The sequence below is a fragment of the Synechococcus sp. UW69 genome (genome assembly GCF_900474185.1).
Taxonomy (GTDB): Bacteria; Cyanobacteriota; Cyanobacteriia; order PCC-6307; family Cyanobiaceae; genus Parasynechococcus.
Genome location: NZ_UCNW01000008.1, coordinates 131556 through 154044, shown reverse-complemented (window position 1 = coordinate 154044; position 22489 = coordinate 131556). Strand labels below are relative to the sequence as shown.

General features: G+C 60.9%; 20 protein-coding genes. 16 read left to right on the top strand and 4 right to left on the bottom strand.

Features of this window, described 5'->3' with window-relative positions; translation table 11 throughout:
• Nucleotides 1-38 precede the first annotated feature (38 nt).
• Complete coding sequence (locus tag DXY29_RS04455; protein ID WP_115023299.1) at nt 39-266, top strand: NAD(P)H dehydrogenase assembly family protein; 228 nt, start codon at nt 39-41, stop codon at nt 264-266.
• On the opposite strand, the gene DXY29_RS04450 is transcribed toward DXY29_RS04455, so the two are convergent.
• Nucleotides 263-1519 (bottom strand): pitrilysin family protein, encoded by a 1257-nt coding sequence (locus tag DXY29_RS04450; RefSeq protein WP_115023297.1) that lies wholly within the window; start codon nt 1517-1519, stop codon nt 263-265. The two genes, DXY29_RS04455 and DXY29_RS04450, sit on opposite strands and share 4 nt — an antisense overlap.
• The gene (locus DXY29_RS04445) at nt 1516-2799 is read right to left on the bottom strand and encodes a pitrilysin family protein (protein ID WP_115023295.1); all 1284 of its coding nucleotides are present in this window, start codon (nt 2797-2799) and stop codon (nt 1516-1518) included. Before DXY29_RS04445 ends, DXY29_RS04450 begins: the two co-directional genes overlap by 4 nt.
• A gap of 18 nt (nt 2800-2817) precedes the next feature.
• On the opposite strand from DXY29_RS04445, the gene DXY29_RS04440 reads away from it, so the two are divergent.
• The 11 genes from DXY29_RS04440 to DXY29_RS04390 all read left to right on the top strand — a co-directional run bounded on the left by DXY29_RS04440 (nt 2818) and on the right by DXY29_RS04390 (nt 13434).
• Nucleotides 2818-3561, top strand: a complete 744-nt coding sequence (locus tag DXY29_RS04440; protein ID WP_115024192.1) for a phycocyanobilin:ferredoxin oxidoreductase — start codon at nt 2818-2820, stop codon at nt 3559-3561.
• Entirely contained in the window at nt 3561-4457 is an 897-nt protein-coding gene (locus tag DXY29_RS04435; protein WP_115023294.1) for an HlyD family efflux transporter periplasmic adaptor subunit, read from the top strand. The genes DXY29_RS04440 and DXY29_RS04435 overlap by 1 nt, the downstream gene beginning before the upstream one ends.
• On the top strand, nt 4454-5623 hold the full coding sequence (devC, locus tag DXY29_RS04430) for an ABC transporter permease DevC (protein ID WP_115023292.1): 1170 nt from the start codon (nt 4454-4456) through the stop codon (nt 5621-5623). The genes DXY29_RS04435 and devC overlap by 4 nt, the downstream gene beginning before the upstream one ends.
• Nucleotides 5623-6303 (top strand): ATP-binding cassette domain-containing protein, encoded by a 681-nt coding sequence (locus DXY29_RS04425; protein WP_115023290.1) that lies wholly within the window; start codon nt 5623-5625, stop codon nt 6301-6303. The genes devC and DXY29_RS04425 overlap by 1 nt, the downstream gene beginning before the upstream one ends.
• Before the next feature lie 33 nt (nt 6304-6336).
• Nucleotides 6337-6492, top strand: coding sequence for a hypothetical protein (locus tag DXY29_RS04420; protein WP_006850288.1), 156 nt, complete (start codon nt 6337-6339; stop codon nt 6490-6492).
• Nucleotides 6493-6579: 87 nt separating this feature from the next.
• Nucleotides 6580-7512 (top strand): glycosyltransferase family 2 protein, encoded by a 933-nt coding sequence (locus DXY29_RS04415; RefSeq protein WP_115023288.1) that lies wholly within the window; start codon nt 6580-6582, stop codon nt 7510-7512.
• 130 nt (nt 7513-7642) lie between these two features.
• Entirely contained in the window at nt 7643-8359 is a 717-nt protein-coding gene (gene rpsB / locus DXY29_RS04410; RefSeq protein ID WP_115023287.1) for a 30S ribosomal protein S2, read from the top strand.
• Between the two features lie 78 nt (nt 8360-8437).
• Entirely contained in the window at nt 8438-9097 is a 660-nt protein-coding gene (gene tsf, locus DXY29_RS04405; RefSeq protein WP_115023284.1) for a translation elongation factor Ts, read from the top strand.
• A 5-nt stretch (nt 9098-9102) separates the two neighbouring features.
• Nucleotides 9103-10224 (top strand): hypothetical protein, encoded by a 1122-nt coding sequence (locus DXY29_RS04400; RefSeq protein ID WP_115023282.1) that lies wholly within the window; start codon nt 9103-9105, stop codon nt 10222-10224.
• A 32-nt stretch (nt 10225-10256) separates the two neighbouring features.
• Entirely contained in the window at nt 10257-12710 is a 2454-nt protein-coding gene (gene recG / locus DXY29_RS04395) for an ATP-dependent DNA helicase RecG (RefSeq protein ID WP_244279346.1), read from the top strand.
• 22 nt (nt 12711-12732) lie between these two features.
• Nucleotides 12733-13434 carry a M15 family metallopeptidase gene (locus DXY29_RS04390; protein ID WP_115023279.1) on the top strand — a complete coding sequence of 234 codons (702 nt, stop codon included), beginning with the start codon at nt 12733-12735 and terminating at the stop codon, nt 13432-13434.
• Here DXY29_RS04390 and DXY29_RS04385 read toward each other — a convergent pair.
• Complete coding sequence (locus DXY29_RS04385; protein ID WP_115024190.1) at nt 13398-15140, bottom strand: NADPH-dependent assimilatory sulfite reductase hemoprotein subunit; 1743 nt, start codon at nt 15138-15140, stop codon at nt 13398-13400. The genes DXY29_RS04390 and DXY29_RS04385 overlap by 37 nt on opposite strands.
• An 88-nt stretch (nt 15141-15228) precedes the next feature.
• Between DXY29_RS04385 and glyS the strand changes: the two genes are divergently transcribed.
• Both glyS and DXY29_RS04375 read left to right on the top strand, forming a co-directional pair.
• On the top strand, nt 15229-17394 hold the full coding sequence (glyS, locus tag DXY29_RS04380; RefSeq protein WP_115023277.1) for a glycine--tRNA ligase subunit beta: 2166 nt from the start codon (nt 15229-15231) through the stop codon (nt 17392-17394).
• 51 nt (nt 17395-17445) lie between these two features.
• Nucleotides 17446-17673 (top strand): hypothetical protein, encoded by a 228-nt coding sequence (locus DXY29_RS04375; protein WP_244279310.1) that lies wholly within the window; start codon nt 17446-17448, stop codon nt 17671-17673.
• A gap of 34 nt (nt 17674-17707) precedes the next feature.
• Here the strand turns inward: DXY29_RS04375 and chlP are convergent, their stop codons facing one another.
• Nucleotides 17708-19090, bottom strand: a complete 1383-nt coding sequence (chlP, locus tag DXY29_RS04370) for a geranylgeranyl reductase (RefSeq protein ID WP_115023276.1) — start codon at nt 19088-19090, stop codon at nt 17708-17710.
• 54 nt (nt 19091-19144) lie between these two features.
• Here chlP and DXY29_RS04365 point away from each other — a divergent pair, with 54 nt between their 5' ends.
• Together DXY29_RS04365 and DXY29_RS04360 are read left to right on the top strand one after the other, a co-directional pair.
• A complete protein-coding gene (locus tag DXY29_RS04365) occupies nt 19145-19951 on the top strand; it encodes a M15 family metallopeptidase (RefSeq protein WP_244279309.1) in 807 nt (268 codons plus the stop codon).
• Nucleotides 19948-22479 carry a U32 family peptidase gene (locus DXY29_RS04360; RefSeq protein WP_115023274.1) on the top strand — a complete coding sequence of 844 codons (2532 nt, stop codon included), beginning with the start codon at nt 19948-19950 and terminating at the stop codon, nt 22477-22479. The genes DXY29_RS04365 and DXY29_RS04360 overlap by 4 nt, the downstream gene beginning before the upstream one ends.
• The last annotated feature ends 10 nt before the right edge of the window (nt 22480-22489 follow it).

The window sequence follows — 22489 nt, the reverse complement described above, 5'->3', positions numbered from 1 at the left end:
CCCATCCTGCTCGACAATGCAGATCCTGCCCAGTTCAGATGACGGTATCGATTGGTGATCGCCTGCTCCTGAAGCAGCAGCTTCCTTTCCTGAAATCCGCTGATCCGATGCCGATGTTGCGTCCCCCGGATCTGGTGGCGGCCGGTGAAGTGGGTGAGGTGGTTGCGCTCCATCCAATGGACACGGTGGCGGTCCGCTTCCGTCGGGGCACGTTCCTGATTGCGCTCGACCGGCTGGATCCCGTGGATTCCGCTGAGGCGGACTAACCAGCAACACGGCGCTGCCAGCGTCGTGCGAGCTGCTCCAGTGCTCCGGAGGTTCCGCACAGGCTGAGCCGTGGTTCGCCGAGCCAGCGCGCTGCTGCATCGCGAACATCAGACGGTGTCAGTTGCGAAAGGGCATCAACACATCTCTGGTCATGATCTTCAGGGAGGCCCTGCGCCTTAAGCTGAACGCGCCGCTCAGCCCTTTGGGAGCAGGTCTGCAGTCCTTGGGCGAGCTGGCCGATGTACTTCGCTCTTGCGAGCTCAAGCTCTGCCTCGCTGAGGGGTTGCTCGCGCAGCTCCTCCCAGATCGTCAGCAGCAAGTCCAGGGCGAGGTTGGCCCGTTCCTCCACGCTTGACGCCATCAGCACAAAGGGTGCGGGGCCGGCCAAGGCAGGGAAGTGAGCTGCCACGTCGTAGGCCACTCCATGGTCTTCACGCAGGCGCTGGAACAGCACGCTCGACATCCCCACCCCTAGATGGCACTGCAACAGCCTTAAGGCCAGCTCATCCGGCTGGCCATGTCCCAACGTTGCCTGACCCAGCATCAGCACCACCTGTTCGGAGTCCATCGGTTCAAGGTGGATTGTTTCGGTGCCGACTCCTTCGGCGTAGGGCAGTCGGTTGGCGGAATCCTTGGCTCTGCCCTTGGGCCAGTTGCGGAAGTCCTCAAGCGAATGGAGTTGATCGACAAGGTGTTGCGGGACGCTGCCCGCAAGGGCGAGAACACTGGAGGCCTCTGGCAGCCGTTCGGCGAGGGGAAGCAGCACCTTCCGATCTAGGTCGATCAGCTCCTCGGTGATGCCCATAGGGTCATGGCCGTAGCCACCGCTGCCGTAGGTCAGTTGCCTCCAGCCGGTCGTGGCGCAATGGAAGGGGTCCTCCCTTTGCCGCTGTAGGGCCTGAATCGTGAGCGAACGTTCTAGGGCCACCTGATCGGGCTCAAGGTGGGGGGCTCGCACCATTTGCGCCAGTAGGGGCAAAAGATGCTCGGCATCTTCCACCGTGCAGCGCAGGCTCAGGATGAGGGCGTCTTCCTGGGCATCACAGCGCAGACCGGCGCCGCATCCCTCCACCAGGTCAGCCAGCTCAAGGTTGTTGTGATTTCCGCAGCCTCTGCTGAGCAGGGACGCCAGCAAGTCATGGGCTCCCCGAGCCCCAGCAGGGTCCTCTGCGCTGCCGAAAGGGAGAAGCAGTTTTGCGGCCAATATCCCCGGGGTTGCGACCGGTTCGACCAGAAGTTCGGGGTTGCTCATTCGTGCTCCGACTTGGCTTGGGCCGTCAGGACGAAGGCCTGTTCGGGTTGAAGCCTGGGAAACAGCTCCGAGCGCAGCCGCTCCGCTGTCCACGTTGGGAGGAAGGCAAGGGGGTGCAGCAGGTCCTGCTGACGGTCCCAGAGGGTCTGACTGGCGCAGAGTCCTGAGACCTGACCCGTCGATTCCAACGCGTATCGGAGCCCATTGCTCACCAGCTGTTGCCCCCGTTTCAGTTCCTGATCGGTGACAAGCTCGCGCGCCATGGTGCGCAACTCACGGTTGACCTCCTCTTCAACCGCGTCCATATGCTCATTTGGGCAGATCACTTCCAGGGTGATCAGGCTCCCCTGCTCCAGAACCGAGAGGTCCATCGACACGCTTTCAACGATCTGAAGCTCCTCTCTCAGGCGGTTGACGAGACGACTGCGTCGTCCCTCCCCCAGCAGTGTCGTAGCGAGATCCGCCGCCATCACGCCGCCCTGATCCTGGGCCTGGGGCGCCTCCCAGAGCATCAGCAGTCGCGCTGATTCCAGGCGATCCACCGCGACGTTCTGGCGTCCGGGGTGCACGCTCAGAGGGGCTGACATGGCTGAGGGGCCAGGGGCATTTCGGAGTCCGGCCAGAGCCGAGGAGCCAATAGCGGAGCGCAGCTCAGTGGATGCGGGGCCGGCCACCGCCAGGCAGCAGTTGGAACCGCGGTACTGCCGTTTGTGAAACGCCTCCATCGCGCCGGGGGTCATGGCCTCCAGACTGTGAGGGGTTCCAAGAATGGGGCGGCCATATGGGTGTTGGTCACAGCCTTTGCTGAGCAGCAGTTGCAGCACCTGCTCATTCGGCTGATCGGCGTATTGCGCGATCTCCTCCAGAACCACACCCCGTTCTGTACTGAACCCGCCTGGATCGAGGCTCGGTTGCAGAACAAGTTCCAGCAGCAGATCCAACGCTTCGCGGGCCCGATCCGGTGGTGTCAGCACGTGAAAGTGGACGTCGTCAAACCCCGTGGCTGCATTGCTGCTGCCACCCAGGGCCTCGATCGCCTCATCGAAGGCCCCTGCGGCTAGCCGCTCACTTCCTTTAAAAACCATGTGCTCAAGGAAATGGGCCATTCCCTCTTCCCCTGGATGCTCACTGGCACTGCCTGCGCGGCACCAAAGATCGAGACAGGTCAAGGGTGCATCCGGCATGTCTGCCGTCACGCAGCGCACTCCGTTGGGGAGAGTCCAATGGTCCAGTGATGGGCCGGAGAACGGAATGTTCAGAACTGCGTGGCAAAGTTCCATTCTGTGCCTGCTTCTTCGATGCAGCCCAAGCCGCTGGCGCAACCGCCAGGACAGCATCCTCTTGTGCATGCCTTGGCAGCGTCGATTCGCAGTGCCTGGCAAGGATTACCCGGATTGGAGATCCTTCCCTGTGATGATGATTTGCGCTTCATCAAGGGGAAGCTCGATGGTGAAGGGCTGACGATCGGGAATGAACTCTTTCGCTGTGTTGGCCTTCGCAAATTGCATCTTGAGGTCGCGCGACTCGGGAACGGTCTTCAAATCCTCCACTGCGTTTGGTTCCCGGATCCCTGCTACGACCTGCCGATTTTCGGGGCTGACATCGTGGCCGGCCCGGCTGGCATCTCCGCCGCCATCGTCGATCTTTCTCCGACCTCAGGTGCCCTACCGGAGCAGTTGCTGAATCGTCTCGAGGCCAAGCCCTGGCCTGCGTTTCGGCAGGTCCGGGACCTACCGGCGTGGGGATCAGCCATCTTCTCCAGCAAGGTCTGCTTCATTCGCCCGGATGGTGTGGAAGAGGAGACGGCCTTTCATGACCTGGTGAGCCACTACCTGCAGGTGATGGCAACAAGCGTGATCGAAGCGACTCCCGATCCGTCGACTGCTCTCACTACAGTTCGCCGATATGAGGGCCAGCTGAACTATTGCCTTCAGCAGAAACGCAACGACAAGACCCGACGCGTTCTCGAGAAGGCCTTCGATTCGGCTTGGGCCGATCGCTACATCGATTTGCTGCTCTTCGACAATCCACCCGAACCGTGATGAGTCCCAAGCGCTGGTCTGTTGTGGCTGGAAGTTTGGTCATCGCTGCAGTGGGCGGCTGGTTGCTTCGACCAACGCCGGCCCCAACACCTGTTGCCCCCCCTGCTGAACGATCGGTTCGTCCACAAGCCGTTGCTGCTTTGGGGCAACTTGAGCCTGCGGGGGACATTCGCAATTTGGCGGCTCCCACCGCGGGAATGGCGGGGACCCCGAGGGTTGCCTCACTTCAGGTGAACGAGGGAGATGCGATCAAGCGCGGCCAGGTGTTGGCGGTGTTTGATCACCGTGTTGGCCTCCTGGCAGACCTAGAGCGTGTTGACGCTGAGCTGAGAAGCCTGGACCAGGAGATCCGTCTTCAGGCCATTGAGGTTGAGCGTTTCACGCAAGCCGCGGACTGGGGAGCTGCTGAGTTGTCTTTGGTGGACAACAAGCGGGAGGAGCTGGTGCGCCTCCAGGGACAGCGGGATCAGGCCCTGGCTGAACGCAAAGGGTTCATGGCCGATCTCGAGCTGAGCCAGCTGATCTCTCCCATTGATGGTGTCGTCTTCAAGTTGCACGCCCGTGAAGGCGAGCGCCCTGGCGTGGAGGGAGTGATGGACGTGGGTGCGAACCAGGCCATGCAGGCCAGCATCGAGGTCTATGAATCCGATATCGCTCGGATTAGCCCCGACCAGTCCGTTCGCCTCATAAGTGAGAACGGTGGCTTCCGCGGTGAACTTGTCGGGCGCGTGCTGCGCATCAGTCCCCAGGTGGAACAACGGTCTGTTCTCTCCACCGATCCCACCGGCGATGCCGACGCCCGCGTTGTGGTGGTTGATGTGGTGCTCAACCCTGAAGATGCAGCCAAAGTCAGCCGTTTGGCTGGCTTGAAGGTGATTGCCCGCTTCGATCCATGAACCGGTTCTGGCGGGGGCGTCGGATTCCTCTCTCCTGGCTGTTGCTGACGCGCCAGCCCGTTCGCTTGCTGGTGGCGCTTGCTGGCATCAGCTTCGCGGGGATTCTGATGTTCATGCAGCTTGGTTTTCGCGATGGCCTCTTCGATGCGAGCGTCACGGCGCACCGGCTGTTCGATGCCGATGTCGTCCTGATCAGTCCCCGCTCCGCCAGCTCCGTGAGCATGGAGGCCTTTCCCAGGCGGCGGCTGGTTCAGACCCTGGCTGATCCCGATGTCGAGGGGGTGACCCCGGTGCACTGGGGGCTGATGCTCTGGCGCAACCCCGAAACGCGGCGCAACCGGTCGATCCTGGCCTTGGGCTTCAATCCCGATGACCCCTTCTTCGTCGACCCCTCCCTTGCTGAGAAAACTGACGCTCTCAAACAGAAAGGGCGGATCCTGTTTGATCAGCTGTCACGCCCCGAATTCGGACCTATTGCCGATTGGTATCGCGATGGCCGGGTGGTGGAAACCGAGATCGCTGGCAACCGCGTCCGGGTGGCGGGTCTGGTGAGCCTGGGCACCAGCTTCGGTGCCGACGGCAATCTGCTTACGAGCACCGAGACGTTTCTGGATCTGATGCCTCAGAAGCCGCCTGGGGCGATCGAAGTGGGTCTGGTGCGCTTGAAGCCAGGAGCGGACCCTGAGCAGGTTGTGTCTCGGTTGAGCAAGCGCCTTCCCAAGGATGTTTCGGTGTTAACCAAACAAGGCTTCATCGATTTCGAGCAGAACTACTGGAAGAGCAGCACCTCCATCGGTTTCATCTTCACCCTCGGCGCTGCCATGGGGTTCGTTGTTGGCTGCGTCATCGTGTACCAGGTGTTGTACACCGATGTCAGTGACCACCTGCCGGAGTACGCCACCCTGATGGCGATGGGCTACCGGCTCAGTCACCTGCTTGGTGTGGTGGTTCGTGAGGGGTTTTATCTGGCCGCTCTCGGCTACGTCCCCGCCTATCTGGCCGGGCAGGGTTTGTACTGGTTCGTTCGTGACGCGACCAAACTGCCCGTCGGCATGGATCTCTCGCGGGCGCTCACCGTTTTGGTGATGATCCTGGTGATGTGCATGCTGTCGTCGCTTTTGGCCATGCGTCGCCTCATCGATGCGGATCCGGCGGAGATCTTCTGATGACCGCAGTTGTTGTGGATCAGCTGTCCCATGCTTTCGGCCAGGGGGCGATGCGCCGTGAGGTTCTTCAGAACATCAGTCTCAGGATTGAGCCGGGCGAAGTGGTGCTGCTGACCGGTCCCTCCGGCTGTGGAAAGACAACGCTGTTGACCTTGATCGGCGCTCTACGCACGGTTCAGCACGGTCAGGTGTCTGTGCTCGGTGAGCCCTTGCATGGGGCCGGCCGACGTCGACGCCAGCAGGTGCGCCGGCGCATTGGAATGATTTTTCAGGGGCACAACCTTTTGCGCTGCCTCACCGCAGAACAGAACGTGCAGATGGGATCTGATCTTCTGCCAGATCTCAGCTACAGAGCCCGCCGGGATGAAGCCCGTCAGTGGCTGCGTGCCGTCGGATTGGACGACCACATGGGCAAAGTCCCTCAGGATTTGTCAGGAGGCCAGAAGCAGCGGGTCGCCATTGCCCGTGCCCTTGCGGCTAATCCCAGGCTGCTCCTGGCGGACGAGCCCACAGCAGCCCTTGACAGCCGCACCGGCAGGGAGGTGGTGGAGCTGCTGCGCCGACTTGCACGCGAACAGTCCTGTGCGGTGCTGATGGTGACCCATGATCCACGCATCGTTGATGTCGCCGATCGCGTGCTCCAGATGGAGGATGGGCGTCTGTTGAATGCCGTTGAGTAGACTCAGCGTTGATTCAAGAGCCCGCAGTTCCGCATGGCCAAGCGCAGAAACCTGAAGAAAGAGAAGCAGGAGCGGAACCGCGCCTACGCCCGCAAGTTCAAGAAGCGCAAGATGCGGAACGATGGCCGTGGTGAAGGCGCTGGCAATGGCGTGACCGGTACCGCCAACAACGGTGGCGCGGCGGACTGATCTGCCAAGCAATGTTCAGAAAAAAGGGGCCTTCGGGCCCCTTTTTTGTTGTTCGTAGGGTGGGTTCCTTCTGCATCGGCTGTCGCGATGTTCGTCAGCGTCGTTATTCCGACCTACAACCGACGCCCGATTCTCGAGAAATGCCTCTCGGCACTGGAAGATCAGCAGCTCGACGGTGCTCTGGATGATTACGAGGTTGTCGTGGTCGACGATGGCTCCACCGATGGAACGCCGTCGTGGCTGCGGCACCAGTCGGATCGTTTCCCCCATGTGCGTCTGATTGAGCAGGAGCATGGTGGTCCTGCGGAAGGGCGAAACCGGGGCGTCGATCATGCCCGTGGTGACGTCATTGTTTTTATCGACAGTGACCTGGTGGTCACAGAGACCTTTCTGGCGACCCACGCACTAGCCCTGAGGCAGTGCTGGAAGAAACGGGGTGATCGCCTTTGTTTCACCTATGGCGCTGTGATCAACACGGCCAACTTCGAGGCGCCCTGCTCCGAACGTCACAAGTTGAGGGACTTGTCTTGGGCCTATTTCGCTACGGGGAACGTGGCCATCGATCGGGCGGTGTTGGAGCGCTCAGGCCTGTTCGACACAGGTTTCCGCCTCTACGGCTGGGAGGATCTGGAACTTGGTGAGCGCCTGCGGCGGATGGGGGTTGAGTTGGTGAAGTGTCCTGCCGCTGTCGGCTATCACTGGCACCCTGCTTTGAGCCTGGATCAAATCCCTCGCCTTGTGGAAGTGGAGGGAGAACGGGCCCGCATGGGGCTGGTGTTCTTCCGCAAACATCCAACCCGGCGGGTGCGCCTGATCATCCAGTTCACCTGGTTCCATCGGATCCTCTGGGAGCTTCTGACTTTCGGGGGGCTGATTAATCCGTCCAGCCTTCGCCCCCTGCTCCGTTGGTTAATTCGTCATGGCTACCAGGGGACTGCGATGGAGCTGCTTCGTCTGCCTCTGAATCGCATCGGTGTGCGTGCCCTGTTCCGCGAAGCCAAAGCAGCTGGACTGCGTTGATCAACGTTTTGATACCTTCTATAGGTCCTTTCACTCCGCACACCTGCCCGTTTCGGGTGCACCGTGACACCAGCATCTGCTGGTTGTTCAGGTCCCTGGCAGGTGGAGGCGAACCCGAAACCCACAAACCATGGCTGTCGTCACCCTCGCCGAGATGATGGAGGCTGGTGCCCACTTTGGGCACCAGACCCGTCGTTGGAACCCCAAGATGTCGCGCTACATCTATTGCGCGCGCAATGGTGTTCACATCATTGATCTTGTGCAGACCGCTGTCTGCATGAATAACGCCTACAAGTGGACCCGTTCCGCTGCTCGCAGCGGCAAGCGCTTCCTTTTTGTTGGCACCAAGAAGCAAGCTTCTGAAGTGGTTGCTCTCGAAGCTGCCCGCTGCGGAGCCTCCTATGTGAACCAGCGCTGGTTGGGCGGAATGCTCACCAACTGGACCACGATGAAGGCCCGGATCGACCGTCTCAAGGATTTGGAGCGGATGGAATCCAGTGGCGCCATTGCCATGCGCCCCAAGAAAGAGGGTGCGGTGCTTCGTCGCGAACTTGAGCGTCTCCAGAAGTACCTGGGCGGTCTGAAGAACATGCGTCGTCTCCCCGACGTCGTGGTTCTGGTGGACCAACGCCGTGAGTCCAATGCGGTGCTTGAAGCCCGCAAGCTCGACATTCCCCTGGTGTCAATGCTCGACACCAACTGCGATCCGGACCTCTGCGAGGTTCCGATTCCCTGCAACGACGACGCTGTCCGTTCCGTTCAGCTTGTCCTGGGTCGTTTGGCCGACGCGATCAATGAAGGTCGCCACGGTTCCAACGATCAGCGTGGCGGCGACGCCGACGCCTGATCACCCTTTCCCTTCTCGACCTCGCCGTTCTCCGTTGACGGAGAACGGCGCATCCACCCTTTTCTTCCCTTCCGACCGATGGCTGCCGTATCCGCCAAGCTTGTCAAAGAACTCCGCGACAAGACCGGCGCGGGAATGATGGACTGCAAAAAGGCCCTGGCCGCAACGGATGGGGACACCAATAAAGCCGTTGAATGGCTTCGCCAGAAAGGCATCGCCAGCGCTGAAAAGAAATCTGGACGCACCGCTGCCGAGGGTGCGATCGGCAGTTACATCCACACCGGTGCCCGGGTGGGTGTGTTGATCGAAGTGAACTGCGAAACCGACTTCGTGGCTCGTGGCGACATGTTCCAGGAACTTCTTCGGGATGTGTCGATGCAAGTGGCGGCATGCCCCAACGTGGAATACGTCACCACCGATGAGATCCCCGACGAGATCCGTGAGCGCGAGAAGGCGATTGAGATGGGCCGAGACGACCTCGACGGAAAGCCTGAACAGATGAAGGAAAAGATCGTTGAAGGTCGGATTGGCAAGCGCCTCAAGGAACTCGCTCTGATGGAGCAACCCTTCATCAAAGACAGCTCAATCACCGTCGCTGATCTCGTCAAGCAGGCTGCCGGCAAGATCGGCGAGAACGTGAAGGTTCGTCGCTTCACCCGCTACACCCTTGGTGAGGGCATCGAGGTGGCGGAGAACGATTTCGCCGCTGAAGTGGCGTCCATGCAGAACGCCGGCTGATTCCATTGTCCGACCCGGACGTCAGGCCTGCTTACGACCCGGCAGATCAGCTGGCGCGCCTCCAACGGTTGTGCCGGCTGCGGGCCATCGCCCTCTACCGGGAGCAGGCTCTCTATCTGCAGGTGCTGCGTGAACTGCTTCCAGGAGCCACCCGTCAGGCTCTGTTTAATCTTCTCGGAGAGGTTGATCCTTCCCGATTTAGTCGGCTTCCAGACTCGACCCGCCAGAACTTCCATGCGTCGGTCAACAATCTGATTGAGCGCTGCAGCGTCCTGCTCACGGTGGAGCAGCTGATGCAGCTTGTTCAGCAGATGCAGCAAGAGCAGCGGCGGCAGCAGGCCCATGCCAGTCGAAGCATGCTTCAGAACCTCGGCCGTCAGACGTTGAACAGAGACGCTGCATCCGAGTCGCCATCGTCTCCTCCGCAGCAGGACGAACCCAGTGGCTCCATTCATTTGAGCCTGGCGTCCCCCCTTGATTCCCCCCAGGGAGATACAGGTTCAGGCCCCGTTGCTGAACCTCTTCCTGAACAACCTGACAGCCAACCTTCAGGGGATCTCGACGTGCTCCGCTCGCTGTTCGAGCTGGCCGGTGATGCGATGCAGCAGGCACAAACGCCCGTCGAGGCCAGTGGCGGTTTTGATCAATCAGTTGAAGGCGACGATCAATTCCTTCCCCGTGAGCCGGATGCGCTGTTGCACTGGATCCATGCCATGGATCAGGCCCTTGAGCGACGGCTTCGCAACCTGTCCCACGCTGTGAATGTGCAGATGTTGCGGTCAGGGTTAGCCCAGACGCTTCTTCCCATCAGCCTTCTCGACGCCGCCCTGAAGGGTCAGGTGGAAACGCAGCCAACGGCCACAAATGTGTTGCGGTTGAGGCTGCCTCTGGCCGTCGGTGATCTCGACCAAGGCATGGATGTTCTTTGTGTGCTTCTGCGCAGCAACGATCTGGAGTTCGACAGCCCACGACTGCGTCAGTGCCGCAAGCGTTTGCGCACTCACCACCATGCTCTGCTCACAATGGTTCAGCAGCAACGCCACTGGCAGCGTCGCTCCCTCGATCGTGAGGCCCGAAACCATTGGCAGACCCCGTCCGATTCAACGCAGCAGCTGAGCGGGGACTGACCGGCGAGCAACTGTCGCTGTTGCTGGCATGGATGCTTCCCATCCAGCGTTCGCTGGGGTTGGAGGCCGACCGAGGCTTTTGCAATTTGCAGGGTCGCCAGCAGCGTTTTCACGACTTTCTGCAGCAGCAGCTTGCAGCACCGCCGGCACTGCCCTTCCCTCAGGGCGTAACCGATCGGATGACCAGGCTCAGCGCTGGTTTCGCCGAGTATCCGGAGTTGGCTGATCCTGCCCGCCGGCGTCTGGTCACCGATGCTCGCCAGTGGCTGTATGAGCTGCGCCATCGCCTGGAACCCTCGGCCCCCATGGCAGCGCCAAGGCTGAAGGTTCAGTCGTCCTCGAAATCAGGAGAGGGCGCTGAACGGCCAACGTCACCGTTGCAGCTCGATAGTCCGATCACGCAAATCCGTGGTGTGGGTCCGAAATTCGCCGCACGGCTGGCATCGATCGGCCTGCTTCTGGTGCGCGACCTGCTGCGCTACTACCCCCGTGATCATGTCGACTACTCGGCGATGCGGCGTATTGAGGCGCTGGTGTCGGGGGAGACCGCCACGATTGTTGCGACGATCCGCCGCTGCAACGGATTTGTCAGCCCAAGAAACACCAATCTCGCCATCATTGAGCTCCAGCTCCAGGATCCGACAGGTCGCCTGAAGGTGAGTCGCTTCCTGGCTGGCAAACGCTTCAGTTCTCCGGCGTACCTCAAAGGTCAGCAGCGCCTTTACCCCGTTGGTGCCACCGTGGCCGTTAGTGGTCTGGTCAAGGACGGCCCCTACGGCATCACCTTCCAGGATCCGTTGATCGAGGTGCTGGAGAGCCCCTCTTCTCCTGTGAAGTCCGCCAGCATCGGTCGTCTTCTGCCGGTGTACCCCCTCACCGAAGGAGTTGGTGCTGACCGTTTCCGCAGCTTGATTGATCAGGTCTTGCCCCTTGCGGCCACCTGGCCCGATCCTCTTCCGGCTGAGCTGCAACGGCGATTCGAGCTGGCGACATTGGCGGATGCCCTGCAAGCGCTGCATGCGCCGAAGGATCGTGAAAGCCTCGATCGGGGCCGCCGCCGGCTGGTGTTCGATGAGTTTCTGCTGCTGCAGTTGGGCCTGTTGCGACGACGTCAGCTGCTGCGCTCTCGGACGGGGCCTGATCTCGATCTTCAGACCAGTGCCGCTGGGCTTGTGGGGGAGTTCATGGACCTTCTTCCCTTCCGCTTCACCGCAGCCCAACAACGCGTGTTTCAGGAAATTGAAGCCGATCTCGGTCGCACCGAACCCATGGCCCGACTGGTGCAGGGGGATGTCGGTTCGGGAAAGACGGTGGTCGCCATTGCGGCGTTGCTCAGCACCATCGCCTCTGGTTGGCAGGGGGCCCTGATGGCCCCCACGGAGGTGCTGGCCGAGCAGCATTACCGCAACCTCTGCCAGTGGTTGCCTCAGCTTCACGTCAGCGTCGCCTTGTTGACGGGATCCACACCACGACCACGCCGCCGTCAGCTATTGGATGACTTGGCCAATGGTTCTCTGAAGGTTCTTGTGGGGACCCATGCCCTTCTTGAGGATCCGGTCGTTTTCAATCGCCTGGGGCTAGTGGTGGTTGATGAACAACACCGCTTCGGGGTTCACCAACGGGATCGTCTGCTCAATAAGGGGTTGCAGCCCCACTTGCTCACCATGACGGCGACGCCGATCCCACGCACCCTGGCGTTGTCGATGCATGGGGATCTGGATGTCAGCCAGATCGATGAATTACCTCCAGGTCGCACACCGATTCGCACCAGCATGCTCACGGCCGGTAAGCGCGAGAAGGCCTATGAGCTGATCCGTGAGGAGGTGCAGCTTGGCCAGAGGGCCTATGTGGTCCTGCCGCTGGTGGATGAGTCGGAGAAACTTGAGCTTCGTTCGGCTGTTGAAGTCCATGCCGAGTTGGCCTCGGAGGTTTTCCCTGACTTGGCTGTCGGCCTCCTGCATGGTCGTCTTTCCAGTGTCGACAAGCAGGCGGTGTTGAACGCGTTCGCTGCCGGCAAGACCCAGGTGCTGGTGTCGACCACGGTGGTGGAGGTGGGCGTGGATGTACCTGAGGCCAGCGTGATGGTGATCGACCATGCCGAGCGCTTTGGACTGGCGCAATTGCATCAATTGCGGGGTCGCGTCGGTCGGGGCGCCGCCGCCTCCCACTGCCTGCTGATCAATGGCAGTTCCAATCCCTTGGCACGCCAGCGTCTGGATGTGCTGGTGCGCTCCACCGACGGTTTTGAGATCGCTGAGATGGATCTGCGTCTGCGCGGTCCTGGACAGGTGTTGGGGACCCGTCAGTCGGGCCTGCCCGATCTGGCCTTGGCCAGCCTTGCCGATGATGGTGCTGTTCTGGAGGATGCACGAACGGCGGCTCAGGAGCTGCTGAAACACGATCCAGACCTTGAACAGCTCCCGCTGCTGCGCAAGACCCTGGATGAGCAGCAGCGTCGCCTCAGCGGCGGCACCCCCCTGAACTGACCCATCCCCTCTCAACGATTCGATGCGCCCCTGGAGCCCTATCCCGATCGAGGAGTGCGGTGAGCCGCTGCAAGACCTCCCTCGGGAGTTCTTGCGGATGGAACCCCATCCCTACATGGCGCTCGGTGCACCCTATGGGGCCTCAGGGAATCCCTTCCAATTGCGCCAAGGGGTGGTTCAGCGTCTGCTGAAGGCGCAGCAGCGTCTGAGCGATCACGACCCCAGCCTTCGCCTGAGCATTTTCGATGCGTGGCGCCCGATCGCGGTGCAGGCCTTCATGGTGGAGCACAGCATTGCCGACCTCTGCCGCGAACGCGGGGTTGAACTGATGTCGGGGGACGCCTTCGACCGGGTGGTTGCCGATGTGGGGCGGTTCTGGGCCGCCCCCAGCCGCGATCCAGCCACACCGCCACCCCACAGCACCGGTGCCGCTGTTGATCTCACCCTCAGTAGCCGTGAGGGAATCCCGCTGGAGATGGGTGGAGAGATCGATGCCATTGGTGCGATTTCAGAGCCCGAGCATTACGCCGGACAGGAGGATCCCGCTGCCCGCTGCTGGCATCAACGTCGGCAGCTTCTGGCCGATGTCATGGATGCTTCCGGCTTCGCCCAGCACCCGAACGAGTGGTGGCACTACTCGTTCGGTGATCAGCTCTGGGCCTGGCGCAAGGGTGCTGCTGTAGCGGTCTATGCCGAGGCCGCTAACAGTGCGCTCACCTCCTGATCCCCCAGCTTTTCGATGTGATCCCCGAAGCTGCGTCGACCACCGGCGGCCTTCCAGCTCAGCAGCAACGGTTCGAGGGTCTTTTCAAGATCGTCGAGGGGCAGTTTCTCCATGTAGGGACGCGCCAAACGTTGGAGGTTGGGGGTCCCACCGAGCCATAGCTGGTACTGGTTGACTCCGTTGCCCACCAATCCCAGCTCCGCCATGTAAGGCCGAGCACAGCCATTGGGGCAGCCGGTCATGCGCACGAGAAGCGACTTCTCGATCTCGAGCCGCCGCAGCTGGGCATCCAGGCGATCAAGAACATCTGGAAGGATGCGCTCCGATTCGGTGATCGCCAGGCCGCAGGTGGGGAGTGCTGGGCAGGCGATGGCATGTCTGGCGAGGCGGGCTGGTGCTTCAGGCACCTCAAAGCCCATCGCCTCAAGCTGCGTGCGAATGCTGGCGCGCTGGGAGGTACCGATGTTGCAAAGGAGCAGGTCTTGATTGGCTGTGAGACGAATCTCCAGCTGGTAGGTCTCGACGAGTTGCCGCAGTCCCGCTTTCAGATCACCGTTCAGGCGTCCACATAGCAGGGGCAGCCCCACGAACCACATCCCTGCCTTCTGCCGATGCCAGCCGAGGTAGTCGAGCAGTTTGGCCTTTGGTTCATTGCGCAGACCTTTGAGTGCTCCCTTGAAGTAGGTAGCGCAAAGGGTTTCGCGGAACCATTGAATGCCCTTGTCATGAATCAGGTACTTCATACGGGCGTGCTTACGCACTTCCCGGTCACCATGGTCCCGTTGCAACGCCAGGATCGCCTGAACCACATCGAGAACGTCAGCGGCTTCGACGTAGCCAAGGGGGTCTGCGGTGCGGGCGAAGGTCTCCTCCTTGTTGTGGGTGCGACCCATACCACCGCCGACATAGACGTTGCAGCCCCGAAGCTCGCCTGAAGGATCGGTAAAGGCCACCAGACCGATGTCCTGGGTGAGCAGATCCACGGAGTTGTCCCCCGGCACGGTGACGGCCACCTTGAACTTCCGGGGGAGATAGGTGTCCCCGTACAGAGGCTCCTCAGAGCTGCCTGAAAACACACCATCTTCGCTCTGGCGCTTCCTGGCATTCCGAACGGCGCGGCTGGGCTTGAAGCGATAGCTCAGGTCACCATCCACCCAGAGATCGAGATAAGCCCCCTCAGCAGCCTCAGGGCTGAGTAGATCCGCAATCTCATCTGCCAGGCGGCGCGCAACGGGATACCCGCCCTTCTCAAAGGGAGCCGGAGGAGCCATCACATTTCGGTTGATATCTCCGCAGGCCGCCAAGGTCGAGCCCAAGTTGCGAACGATGGTGCCGATCACCTCTTTCAGATCAGCCTTGGGGATGCCATGCATCTGGAAGGCCTGGCGGGTGGTTGCCCGCAGGGTTCCATCACCCAGACGATTGGAGAGTTCATCCAGGGCCAGAAAGAGCCTGGCGGGGATGCGTCCCCCTGGGCTGCGCAGCCGCAGCATCATCTGCCAGCTGCGGACCTTGTCGGTTTTGCGCAGCTCGCGGTGATGCTGCTGGTAGCTGCCGTGGAACTTCAGCAGTTGAACGGCGTCTTCTGTGAAGCGAACCTCATCGTTGCTGAGCTCGCTCAGCAGTGGGTCGCGCAGATGGTCGCTGTCCAGCTTGCGCTGCTCCGCCTTAGACAGGGATTGAGATCCGGTTTCCGCCACTGTCAAGGAGCTTTCCCCCACCCCGAAAAGGACTTCTTGATTTGAACGTAGCGAAACGGCTTCCAATACAGTCGCCTCCGGCTCTGACCTTGGCGTGACGGCAACCTTTCTTCTGGAAATCGGCACCGAGGAGCTTCCCGCTGATTTCGTCAAGCAAGCGCTGACCCAGCTTGAGCAGCGGGTCAGTCGCGACTTGCGTGAGGCAAGGCTTGGGCACGGGGCTGTGTCGGTGTTCGGCACCCCCCGGCGTCTGGTGGTCTCCGTCGCCGATCTGGAAGACGGACAACCTGATCTTCAGGAAGACCGCAAAGGTCCCCCCGTGGCTCAAGCCTTCAAGGACGGCATTCCCGGCCCTGCGGCGATCGGTTTCGCGAAGCGTTGCGGTGTCGATCCCTCAGCGCTGGAACAGCGAGAGACGCCAAAGGGCCCCTGCGTCTTTGCAACGGTATTGACCCCTGGTCAAGCCAGTGCTGATCTCCTTCAGGCTCTGATCCCCCAATGGATCGATGCCCTCCAAGGGCGGCGGTTCATGCGCTGGGGAACGGGAGCCCAGCGCTTCAGTCGCCCCATCCGCTGGCTGCTCGCCCTTCAGGGCTCCAAGGTCATTCCTGTGGTGCTGGATGGCGCTGACCCTGAGGTCCGCAGCGATCGCTTCAGCCGTGCCCACCGGCTTCATGGTGACGAGCCGCTCTCCATCGCATCGGCGGATGTGTTCGCTGAGACCCTCGACGCTGCAGGTGTTGTTGTTGACCGCACGGAGCGAGCCAAACGGATCCGTACCAGTCTTGATCAGTCGGCTCAAGCCGCTAACGGAACTCCCGACTGTCCAGAGTCCCTGTTCGAGGAACTCGTCGACCTTGTCGAGGATCCAAGGGTCCTCGAGGGAACCATCGCTGAGCGTTTCCTGCAGCTCCCCCCCGAAGTGATCAGCACGGTGATGCAGGCCCATCAGCGTTATGTGCCACTGCAAGTGCCTGGCCTGGAGGCTGACCCGCTGCGACTGACCGCTGATGCGGTGCTTCGTCCTCAGTTCCTGCTGGTGGGCAACGGCTTGGCTCCGGCAGCCTCCCTGATTGTCCGCGGCAATGAGCGCGTTCTCGGAGCGCGTCTTGCGGATGCCGAATTTTTCCTGGACGTTGACCGACGTCAGTCCAGCGCATCTCGGCGTGAAGCCCTTGATCGAGTCACCTTCGCTGAAGGGCTGGGCAGTCTTCTCGACCGCTCCGAGCGGATCGAGCGGCTCACTGGCTTGCTGTTGAAGCAACTCGGTCTTAATCAAGCCGTTACGGATGCGGCCCAGCGAGCAGCTCATTTCTGCAAGAACGACCTGGTGAGTCAGATGGTGGGCGAGTTCCCGGAACTCCAGGGCCTGATGGGTGGTAAGTACCTCCTGGAGGAGGGCGAGCCCCGCGAGGTCGCCCTTGCTGTGGTGGAGCACTATCTGCCCCGAGGTGCCGGTGATGACCTGCCAGCAACGCCTGCGGGGGCTGTGGTGGCCGTGGCGGAACGGCTGGAGCTGCTGCTCAGCATCTTTGCCAAAGGCGAGCGCCCGACGGGATCCTCAGATCCGTATGCCCTGCGCCGTGCTGGAAACGGTGTTTTGCAGATTCTCTGGGGGATGGGTTGGCGCCTGGACCTCATGGCCTTCTTGACCAATGCAGTGGCGGAGTGGGCTGCCCTGTTCCCGGCCTTTGCGGTCGACTCCAGTCAGCTGCACAACGATCTTTGCCAGCTCATGCGTCAGAGAATCGTCTCCCAGCTGGAAGACGACGGCTTTGCTCCGGATCTGGTGCAGGCTGTTGCTGGAGACGCCGTTTCCAACCAGCGTTTGCTCAGTGATCCTCTCGACGTGAAACAGCGGCTTCAGCTGTTGCGTGTTCTCCGGGATAGCGGCCAGTTGGATGCCGTGCAAGCGGTTGTTCAACGGGCCGCCAAGCTGGCCGAAAAGGGTGAACTGGCACGGGATCAGCTTGTTGCTGGCGATGTGGTTCAGCCTGAAAGCTTCGAGTCGGCCAGTGAGCAGGATCTGTTCGCCGCACTGGAGCAGCTGCAACCTTTGGCTCAGCAGCGGTCGTATCAAGCTCTAGCCGATGCGCTGGTGGCCGCAACCCCGATTCTTCAGGCCTTCTTCGACGGTGATACCAGCGTGATGGTGATGGTCGAAGACCCCGACTTGCGGCTCAACCGCCTCAACCTGCTGGCCGTTCTGCGCAATCAGGCTTCTGTGTTGGCTGAATTTGAATCGATTCAATCCAAATAAATGGCAGCTCCGGCCCCAGTGGCTAAGTAGGAGCCAGTCCATTCCTTTGGAATGCCTGAACAAGAGACCAACACCACCCAGCAGCAGCCTGTCGTGATCCGCCAAGGAGGTAACGGCCTTGGAACTGTGATCGCGGCCATCATCGTGGCGGCAGCAGCCATCTACGCCGTCAACGTCTGGTCGACGACCAAGAAAGAAACATCCCCCGCCAAAAACATTGAGCAGGGGATTGAACGGATCAAAGATGCTGCCGGCAAAGCGATGGAGCCGCGCAACTAACCAGCAGCTTCAGGGTTGTTTGGGGCCGGCCTCCTCAGGAGACGCCGGCCTTTTCCTTCGACTCCGTTTCCTTGGAGTTGGATCCTTTCGACTCAGTGGCCTGAGCCTTGATCTGCTGTGAAGCTTCCTCGGCAAGAAAATCGCCGTCTGAACGACCAACTGCTGAGGGAACAGGGTTGTACTTGGACGGAGCCAGGGCCTCGCCCCGGATCAAGCTGCCGACAGTGCGAAGGGTGAGCTTGATCTGCTGCCAGGGGTTCATCATCACCACCCGCTTGTACAAATAGCTGTCGAAGGTCAGCTTCTGTACGTCCTTGTCGTCGCACATCTCGACGAAGGCCTCCCTGGCGGCGTCGTTGCGGTAGAAGATGCGCTGAAGGATGTCGAGAACCGCATAGGTGGCGCCGTACTTCCGATCCCAGCGCTTGATGTAGGTCGACTTGATTTGTTTTTCCGTTGGGATGGAAGCACCGCTGTTGGAGATTTCCACGATCGCTTCAGCGCACATCCGGCCGCTCTTGGCAGCGAAATAAATCCCTTCTCCTGAACTCTTGGTGACGTAACCAGCTGCATCGCCCACTAGCGCCATTCGGCCTACAACCCGTCGCGGACGAGGGTGCTCAGGGATTGGATGGGCTTCCACCTTGATCACTTCTCCCTGGAAGAGACGTTTGTTGGCCCGTTCACGGATGCCCTTCTGCAGACCCTTGATCAGGCTCTGGTTCTGTTGCATGGTTCCGGTTCCCACAGCAACGTGGTCGTACTTGGGGAACACCCAGGCATAGAAATCAGGTGACACATCGGTGCCGACGTACATCTCGGCGAGATCCTCGTAGTAGGTCATCTCCTCGGCCGGAAGCTTGATCCGCTCCTGGAAGGCAATGGCCACGTTGTAATCACCGGCATCCATGGCTTTCGCCACCCGTGAGTTGGCGCCATCAGCACCGATGATTAGATCGACACCGAGGGTTTTCTGCTCGCCAGTGGGGCCGCCGCCGCTGTAGTCGGCGTAATGAATGGTGTATGGCCCCTGACGGTCGGTACCGGTGTCGATCTTCTGAACCAGACCATTGATCAGGGTCGTTCCTAGATCAGCGGCTCTGTTGCGGAGGAAGGCGTCGAAGACTTCGCGACGGCACATGCCGATGTAGGCGTTGTCGTCATAGCCGAGGGGATCAAGTTTGATGTCCACTTCCCTGTTGGAAGGGGAAATCATCTTCATGTTGCGCACTTTGCGGTCGATGATCTCGTCCGGAAGCTCGAACTCCTCAACCATGCAGAGAGGAATGGCACCTCCACAGGGTTTGGCGTTATCGAGTTTGCGCTCAAACAGCCAGGTCTGAATTCCTGCTTTGGCCAGAATCTCTGCAGCACAGGAGCCGCTGGGGCCACCGCCGATCACCGCAACTCGCAACATCTCAGCCCGTCTCCGCTGGATTGTTTTTTGAAGCTATCACTGTCACAACGACCTTTGTGGGTCGAACTGGCCAGTGCCTTTACGATCGAAACAACACGCATCAGCGCTTTGGTTCGGGCCTCCTCTGCGCGACGCACCGAGCGGGAGGATATTCCGGTCGCCCGTCGGACAAGACCGCCGCGTCAACGAAAGGGAAATGGCGCTGCTGGTCTGCTTTTTGGACTTGTACTTGTCTGTGCTGGAACCCTGGTAGCGGTGCTGGTCGCTCCCACCCTGTTGTCTCGACGGCAACCCACGCAGACCCTCGAGATTTCAGGATTTCGTGAACGTCCCGATGCGGATGGACGGCTATTGGGGCACTTCCCTTATCGCGAAGCGCAACCTGATCAACTCATCGTGTTTCAACCTGGGATTGAACTGAATTTGGAGGCTGCCGATGCCCTCGACACGATGATGCGTTCCGCTGCGGCCGACGGTGTCGATCTCCGCTTGCTCAGCGGGTTTCGCTCGTTGGCCCTGCAGGAGTCCATTTTTTTTGATGTGGCTTCGGAACGTAATCAGACTGCAGAGGAACGTGCCCAGGTATCGGCTCCACCGGGCTACTCCGAGCACAGCACTGGTTATGCCGTTGATCTTGGTGATGGCCGGGTTCCTGAAACCAACCTTTCCCAGAGCTTTCAAGACACCAACGCTTTTCGCTGGCTGCAGGACCATGCCGCTCGATATCACTTTGTTCTGTCCTTCCCTCAGGGAAATCAGCAGGGTGTGATGTACGAACCCTGGCATTGGCGCTATGAGGGCAATGCGGATGCATTGCGTCACTTTGAGGCGGCCCGTCGCTTCTCTAGGCGCGATCCTTGACCGTCCCTGAGCTGCTGTCTCCTGCCGGCGACTGGGCTGCGATGCAGGCGGCCGTCGCCTCCGGCGCTGATGCGGTGTACTTCGGTGTTGATGCCTTCAATGCTCGGCAGCGGGCGGAAAATTTCAGACTTGATGACCTCCCTGAGGTGATGCAATGGCTGCATCAGCGCGATGTAAAGGGCTTCCTCACCTTCAACGTGCTGGTGTTCAGTGATGAACTTGCGGCAGCGGCGCAGTTGCTGATTGCTGCCGACGAGGCGGCTGTTGATGCGGTGATCGTCCAGGACGTTGGGCTCTGTCGGTTGGCTCAGCGCCTGGTGCCGAATCTCTGCGTGCATGGCTCCACCCAAATGTCGATTACGAGCTCAGCGGGGATTGCCCAGGCTGCAGCGCTTGGTTGTCAGCGGGTTGTGCTGGCCCGTGAACTTGCCCTTCGTGATCTCGAGCGCCTGCAGGCGCAGCTAGCCCAGCGGAACCTCGTGATGCCGTTGGAGGTTTTCGTGCATGGCGCCCTTTGCGTCGCCTATTCCGGGCAGTGTCTGACGAGTGAATCCCTCGGCCAGCGCAGTGCTAACCGAGGCGAATGTGCTCAGGCTTGCCGTCTCCCCTACGAAATGGTGGTGGATGGTGAGCCCCACGCTCTCGAAGATCAGCGCTATCTGCTGTCACCCCAGGATCTTGCTGCCTGGGAGCTCCTGCCGGAGTTGCAGCGGATCGGCGTGGCCAGTCTGAAGATCGAGGGGCGGTTAAAGGATGCGGCCTATGTGGCTGCTGTAACCGATGCCTACCGGCAACGCTTGGATCAGATCCCCGTCTCGGCTCCGCAGGTTCAACGCCAGCTGGAGCTGGCGTTTTCCAGGGGGCTCTCCACCGGTTGGCTGGAGGGGGTGAACCACCGTCGCCTTGTGCATGGCCGCTGGAGCAAAAAGCGTGGTCCCCTGCTGGGGCAGCTGCTTCGGGTTGAGCGGGGCGGTTGGTTGCACCTTCGCAGTCGAGAGCAGCTGCATCCTGGTCAGGGGCTCGTGTTGGAACAACATTCGTCTGATCCCTTGCAACCACCACGGGAAATCGGTGGCCGGATCATGGTGTGTGAGCGGATGGGTGCCGAACGCTGGAAGCTGCGGCTGGGTCCGGATCGTGCGGATCTCTCTGGCTTGAGCCCTGGAGCGTCGGTGTGGCTCACCAGCGACCCCGACTGGCAGTCCCGTTGGCAGCGTGCTGCGCGCAGAACGGTGGAGGCCCGGTCCCGGGATCTGGCACTGCGGGTGTCCGGTCGGCTGGATGCACCGCTCGAACTGCAATTGCTGGCCCCGCAGGGCTTGGATCTCAAGCTCAGCAGCATGATGCCGCTGCAGCAAGCCTCCCAGCGCCCCCTCGATCGTGAACGGCTCCAGGAGCAACTGGGACGGCTGGGGGGTACAGGCTGGTCGCTTCAGTCTCTGGAAATACAGCTGCAGGGAGATCTTTTCCTGCCTGTGGCTGAGCTGAACCGCATGCGCAGGGCTTTGCTTGAGCTTTTGGAGGCCTCGCTGGACGACACAACAGGCTCAGCTTCTATCCCGGCTGCTTACGAACGGGCGGATGCCAAGCAGCTGCTGGCCAGGATGTGTCCCCAATCTCTCGCCCCGCAGAGCGAGACGGCGCCGGGTCTGGTTGTTCTGGTGCGCAGTCTTGAGCAGTTGCAGACACTGGTGAATCTCTCCGACGAGGGCCTGCCGGTCCAGTCGGTGGTTGCGGACCTTGAACAGCCCCGAGAGCTACGGGAAGCGGTGGCAATGGGGCGAGGCTGCTGGCCGGATGGACTCTGGCTGGCCGGGGCACGGATCACACGACCCGACGAACGCTGGAGCCTTGAGCCACTCATTCGCGCTCGCCCCGACGGTTTTCTGGTGCGCAATGCCGATCAGCTGGAGGTGTTGACCCCTTTGGCCCCCTGCATCGGCGACTTTTCCCTCAACACTGCCAATCCTCTGAGTTTTCACTGGTATCGCGACCATTGGAAGCTGCAGCGCATTACCGCCAGTTACGACCTCAACCTTCAGCAGTTGCTGGATTTGGCGGCTGCTGTTGATCCAGCTTTGCTGGAGGTCACCCTGCATCAGCACATGCCTCTGTTCCACATGGAGCATTGCCTGTTCTGTGCCTTTTTGTCCGACGGAAAAGACCACACCGACTGCGGTCGTCCCTGCGAGAAGCACCACGTAACGCTGAGGGATCGCAGTGGCGTTGACCATCCCCTGCGTGCCGATTTGGGCTGTCGCAACACGCTCTTCAATGGGACTGCGCAATCCGGGGTGGAAGCGCTTCCGTCGCTGCTGCGGGCAGGCGTGCGCAGGATTCGGCTTGAACTCCTCGATGAGGATGCTGCCGCCACACGCCGTCGGATCAGCCTTTATGCCGAGGCTATGGCGGGTCGAATGGCCACCCAGGACGTGTGGTCTCAGGAGCGGATCCACCACCAGCTCGGGGTCACCCGCGGCAGTCTGCGGATCAGGGGTCCTGAGCGCACCAGTCGATTCTCACGTTGAGATAACCTGT

Coding starts and splice junctions, on each gene's coding strand:
- DXY29_RS04455 (WP_115023299.1), top strand. CDS start 39: ATGACGGTATCGATTGGTGATCGCCTGCTCCTGAAGCAGCAGCTTCCT.
- DXY29_RS04450 (WP_115023297.1), bottom strand. CDS start 1,519: ATGAGCAACCCCGAACTTCTGGTCGAACCGGTCGCAACCCCGGGGATA.
- DXY29_RS04445 (WP_115023295.1), bottom strand. CDS start 2,799: ATGGAACTTTGCCACGCAGTTCTGAACATTCCGTTCTCCGGCCCATCA.
- DXY29_RS04440 (WP_115024192.1), top strand. CDS start 2,818: ATGCAGCCCAAGCCGCTGGCGCAACCGCCAGGACAGCATCCTCTTGTG.
- DXY29_RS04435 (WP_115023294.1), top strand. CDS start 3,561: ATGAGTCCCAAGCGCTGGTCTGTTGTGGCTGGAAGTTTGGTCATCGCT.
- devC (WP_115023292.1), top strand. CDS start 4,454: ATGAACCGGTTCTGGCGGGGGCGTCGGATTCCTCTCTCCTGGCTGTTG.
- DXY29_RS04425 (WP_115023290.1), top strand. CDS start 5,623: ATGACCGCAGTTGTTGTGGATCAGCTGTCCCATGCTTTCGGCCAGGGG.
- DXY29_RS04420 (WP_006850288.1), top strand. CDS start 6,337: ATGGCCAAGCGCAGAAACCTGAAGAAAGAGAAGCAGGAGCGGAACCGC.
- DXY29_RS04415 (WP_115023288.1), top strand. CDS start 6,580: ATGTTCGTCAGCGTCGTTATTCCGACCTACAACCGACGCCCGATTCTC.
- rpsB (WP_115023287.1), top strand. CDS start 7,643: ATGGCTGTCGTCACCCTCGCCGAGATGATGGAGGCTGGTGCCCACTTT.
- tsf (WP_115023284.1), top strand. CDS start 8,438: ATGGCTGCCGTATCCGCCAAGCTTGTCAAAGAACTCCGCGACAAGACC.
- recG (WP_244279346.1), top strand. CDS start 10,257: ATGCTTCCCATCCAGCGTTCGCTGGGGTTGGAGGCCGACCGAGGCTTT.
- DXY29_RS04390 (WP_115023279.1), top strand. CDS start 12,733: ATGCGCCCCTGGAGCCCTATCCCGATCGAGGAGTGCGGTGAGCCGCTG.
- DXY29_RS04375 (WP_244279310.1), top strand. CDS start 17,446: ATGCCTGAACAAGAGACCAACACCACCCAGCAGCAGCCTGTCGTGATC.
- chlP (WP_115023276.1), bottom strand. CDS start 19,090: ATGTTGCGAGTTGCGGTGATCGGCGGTGGCCCCAGCGGCTCCTGTGCT.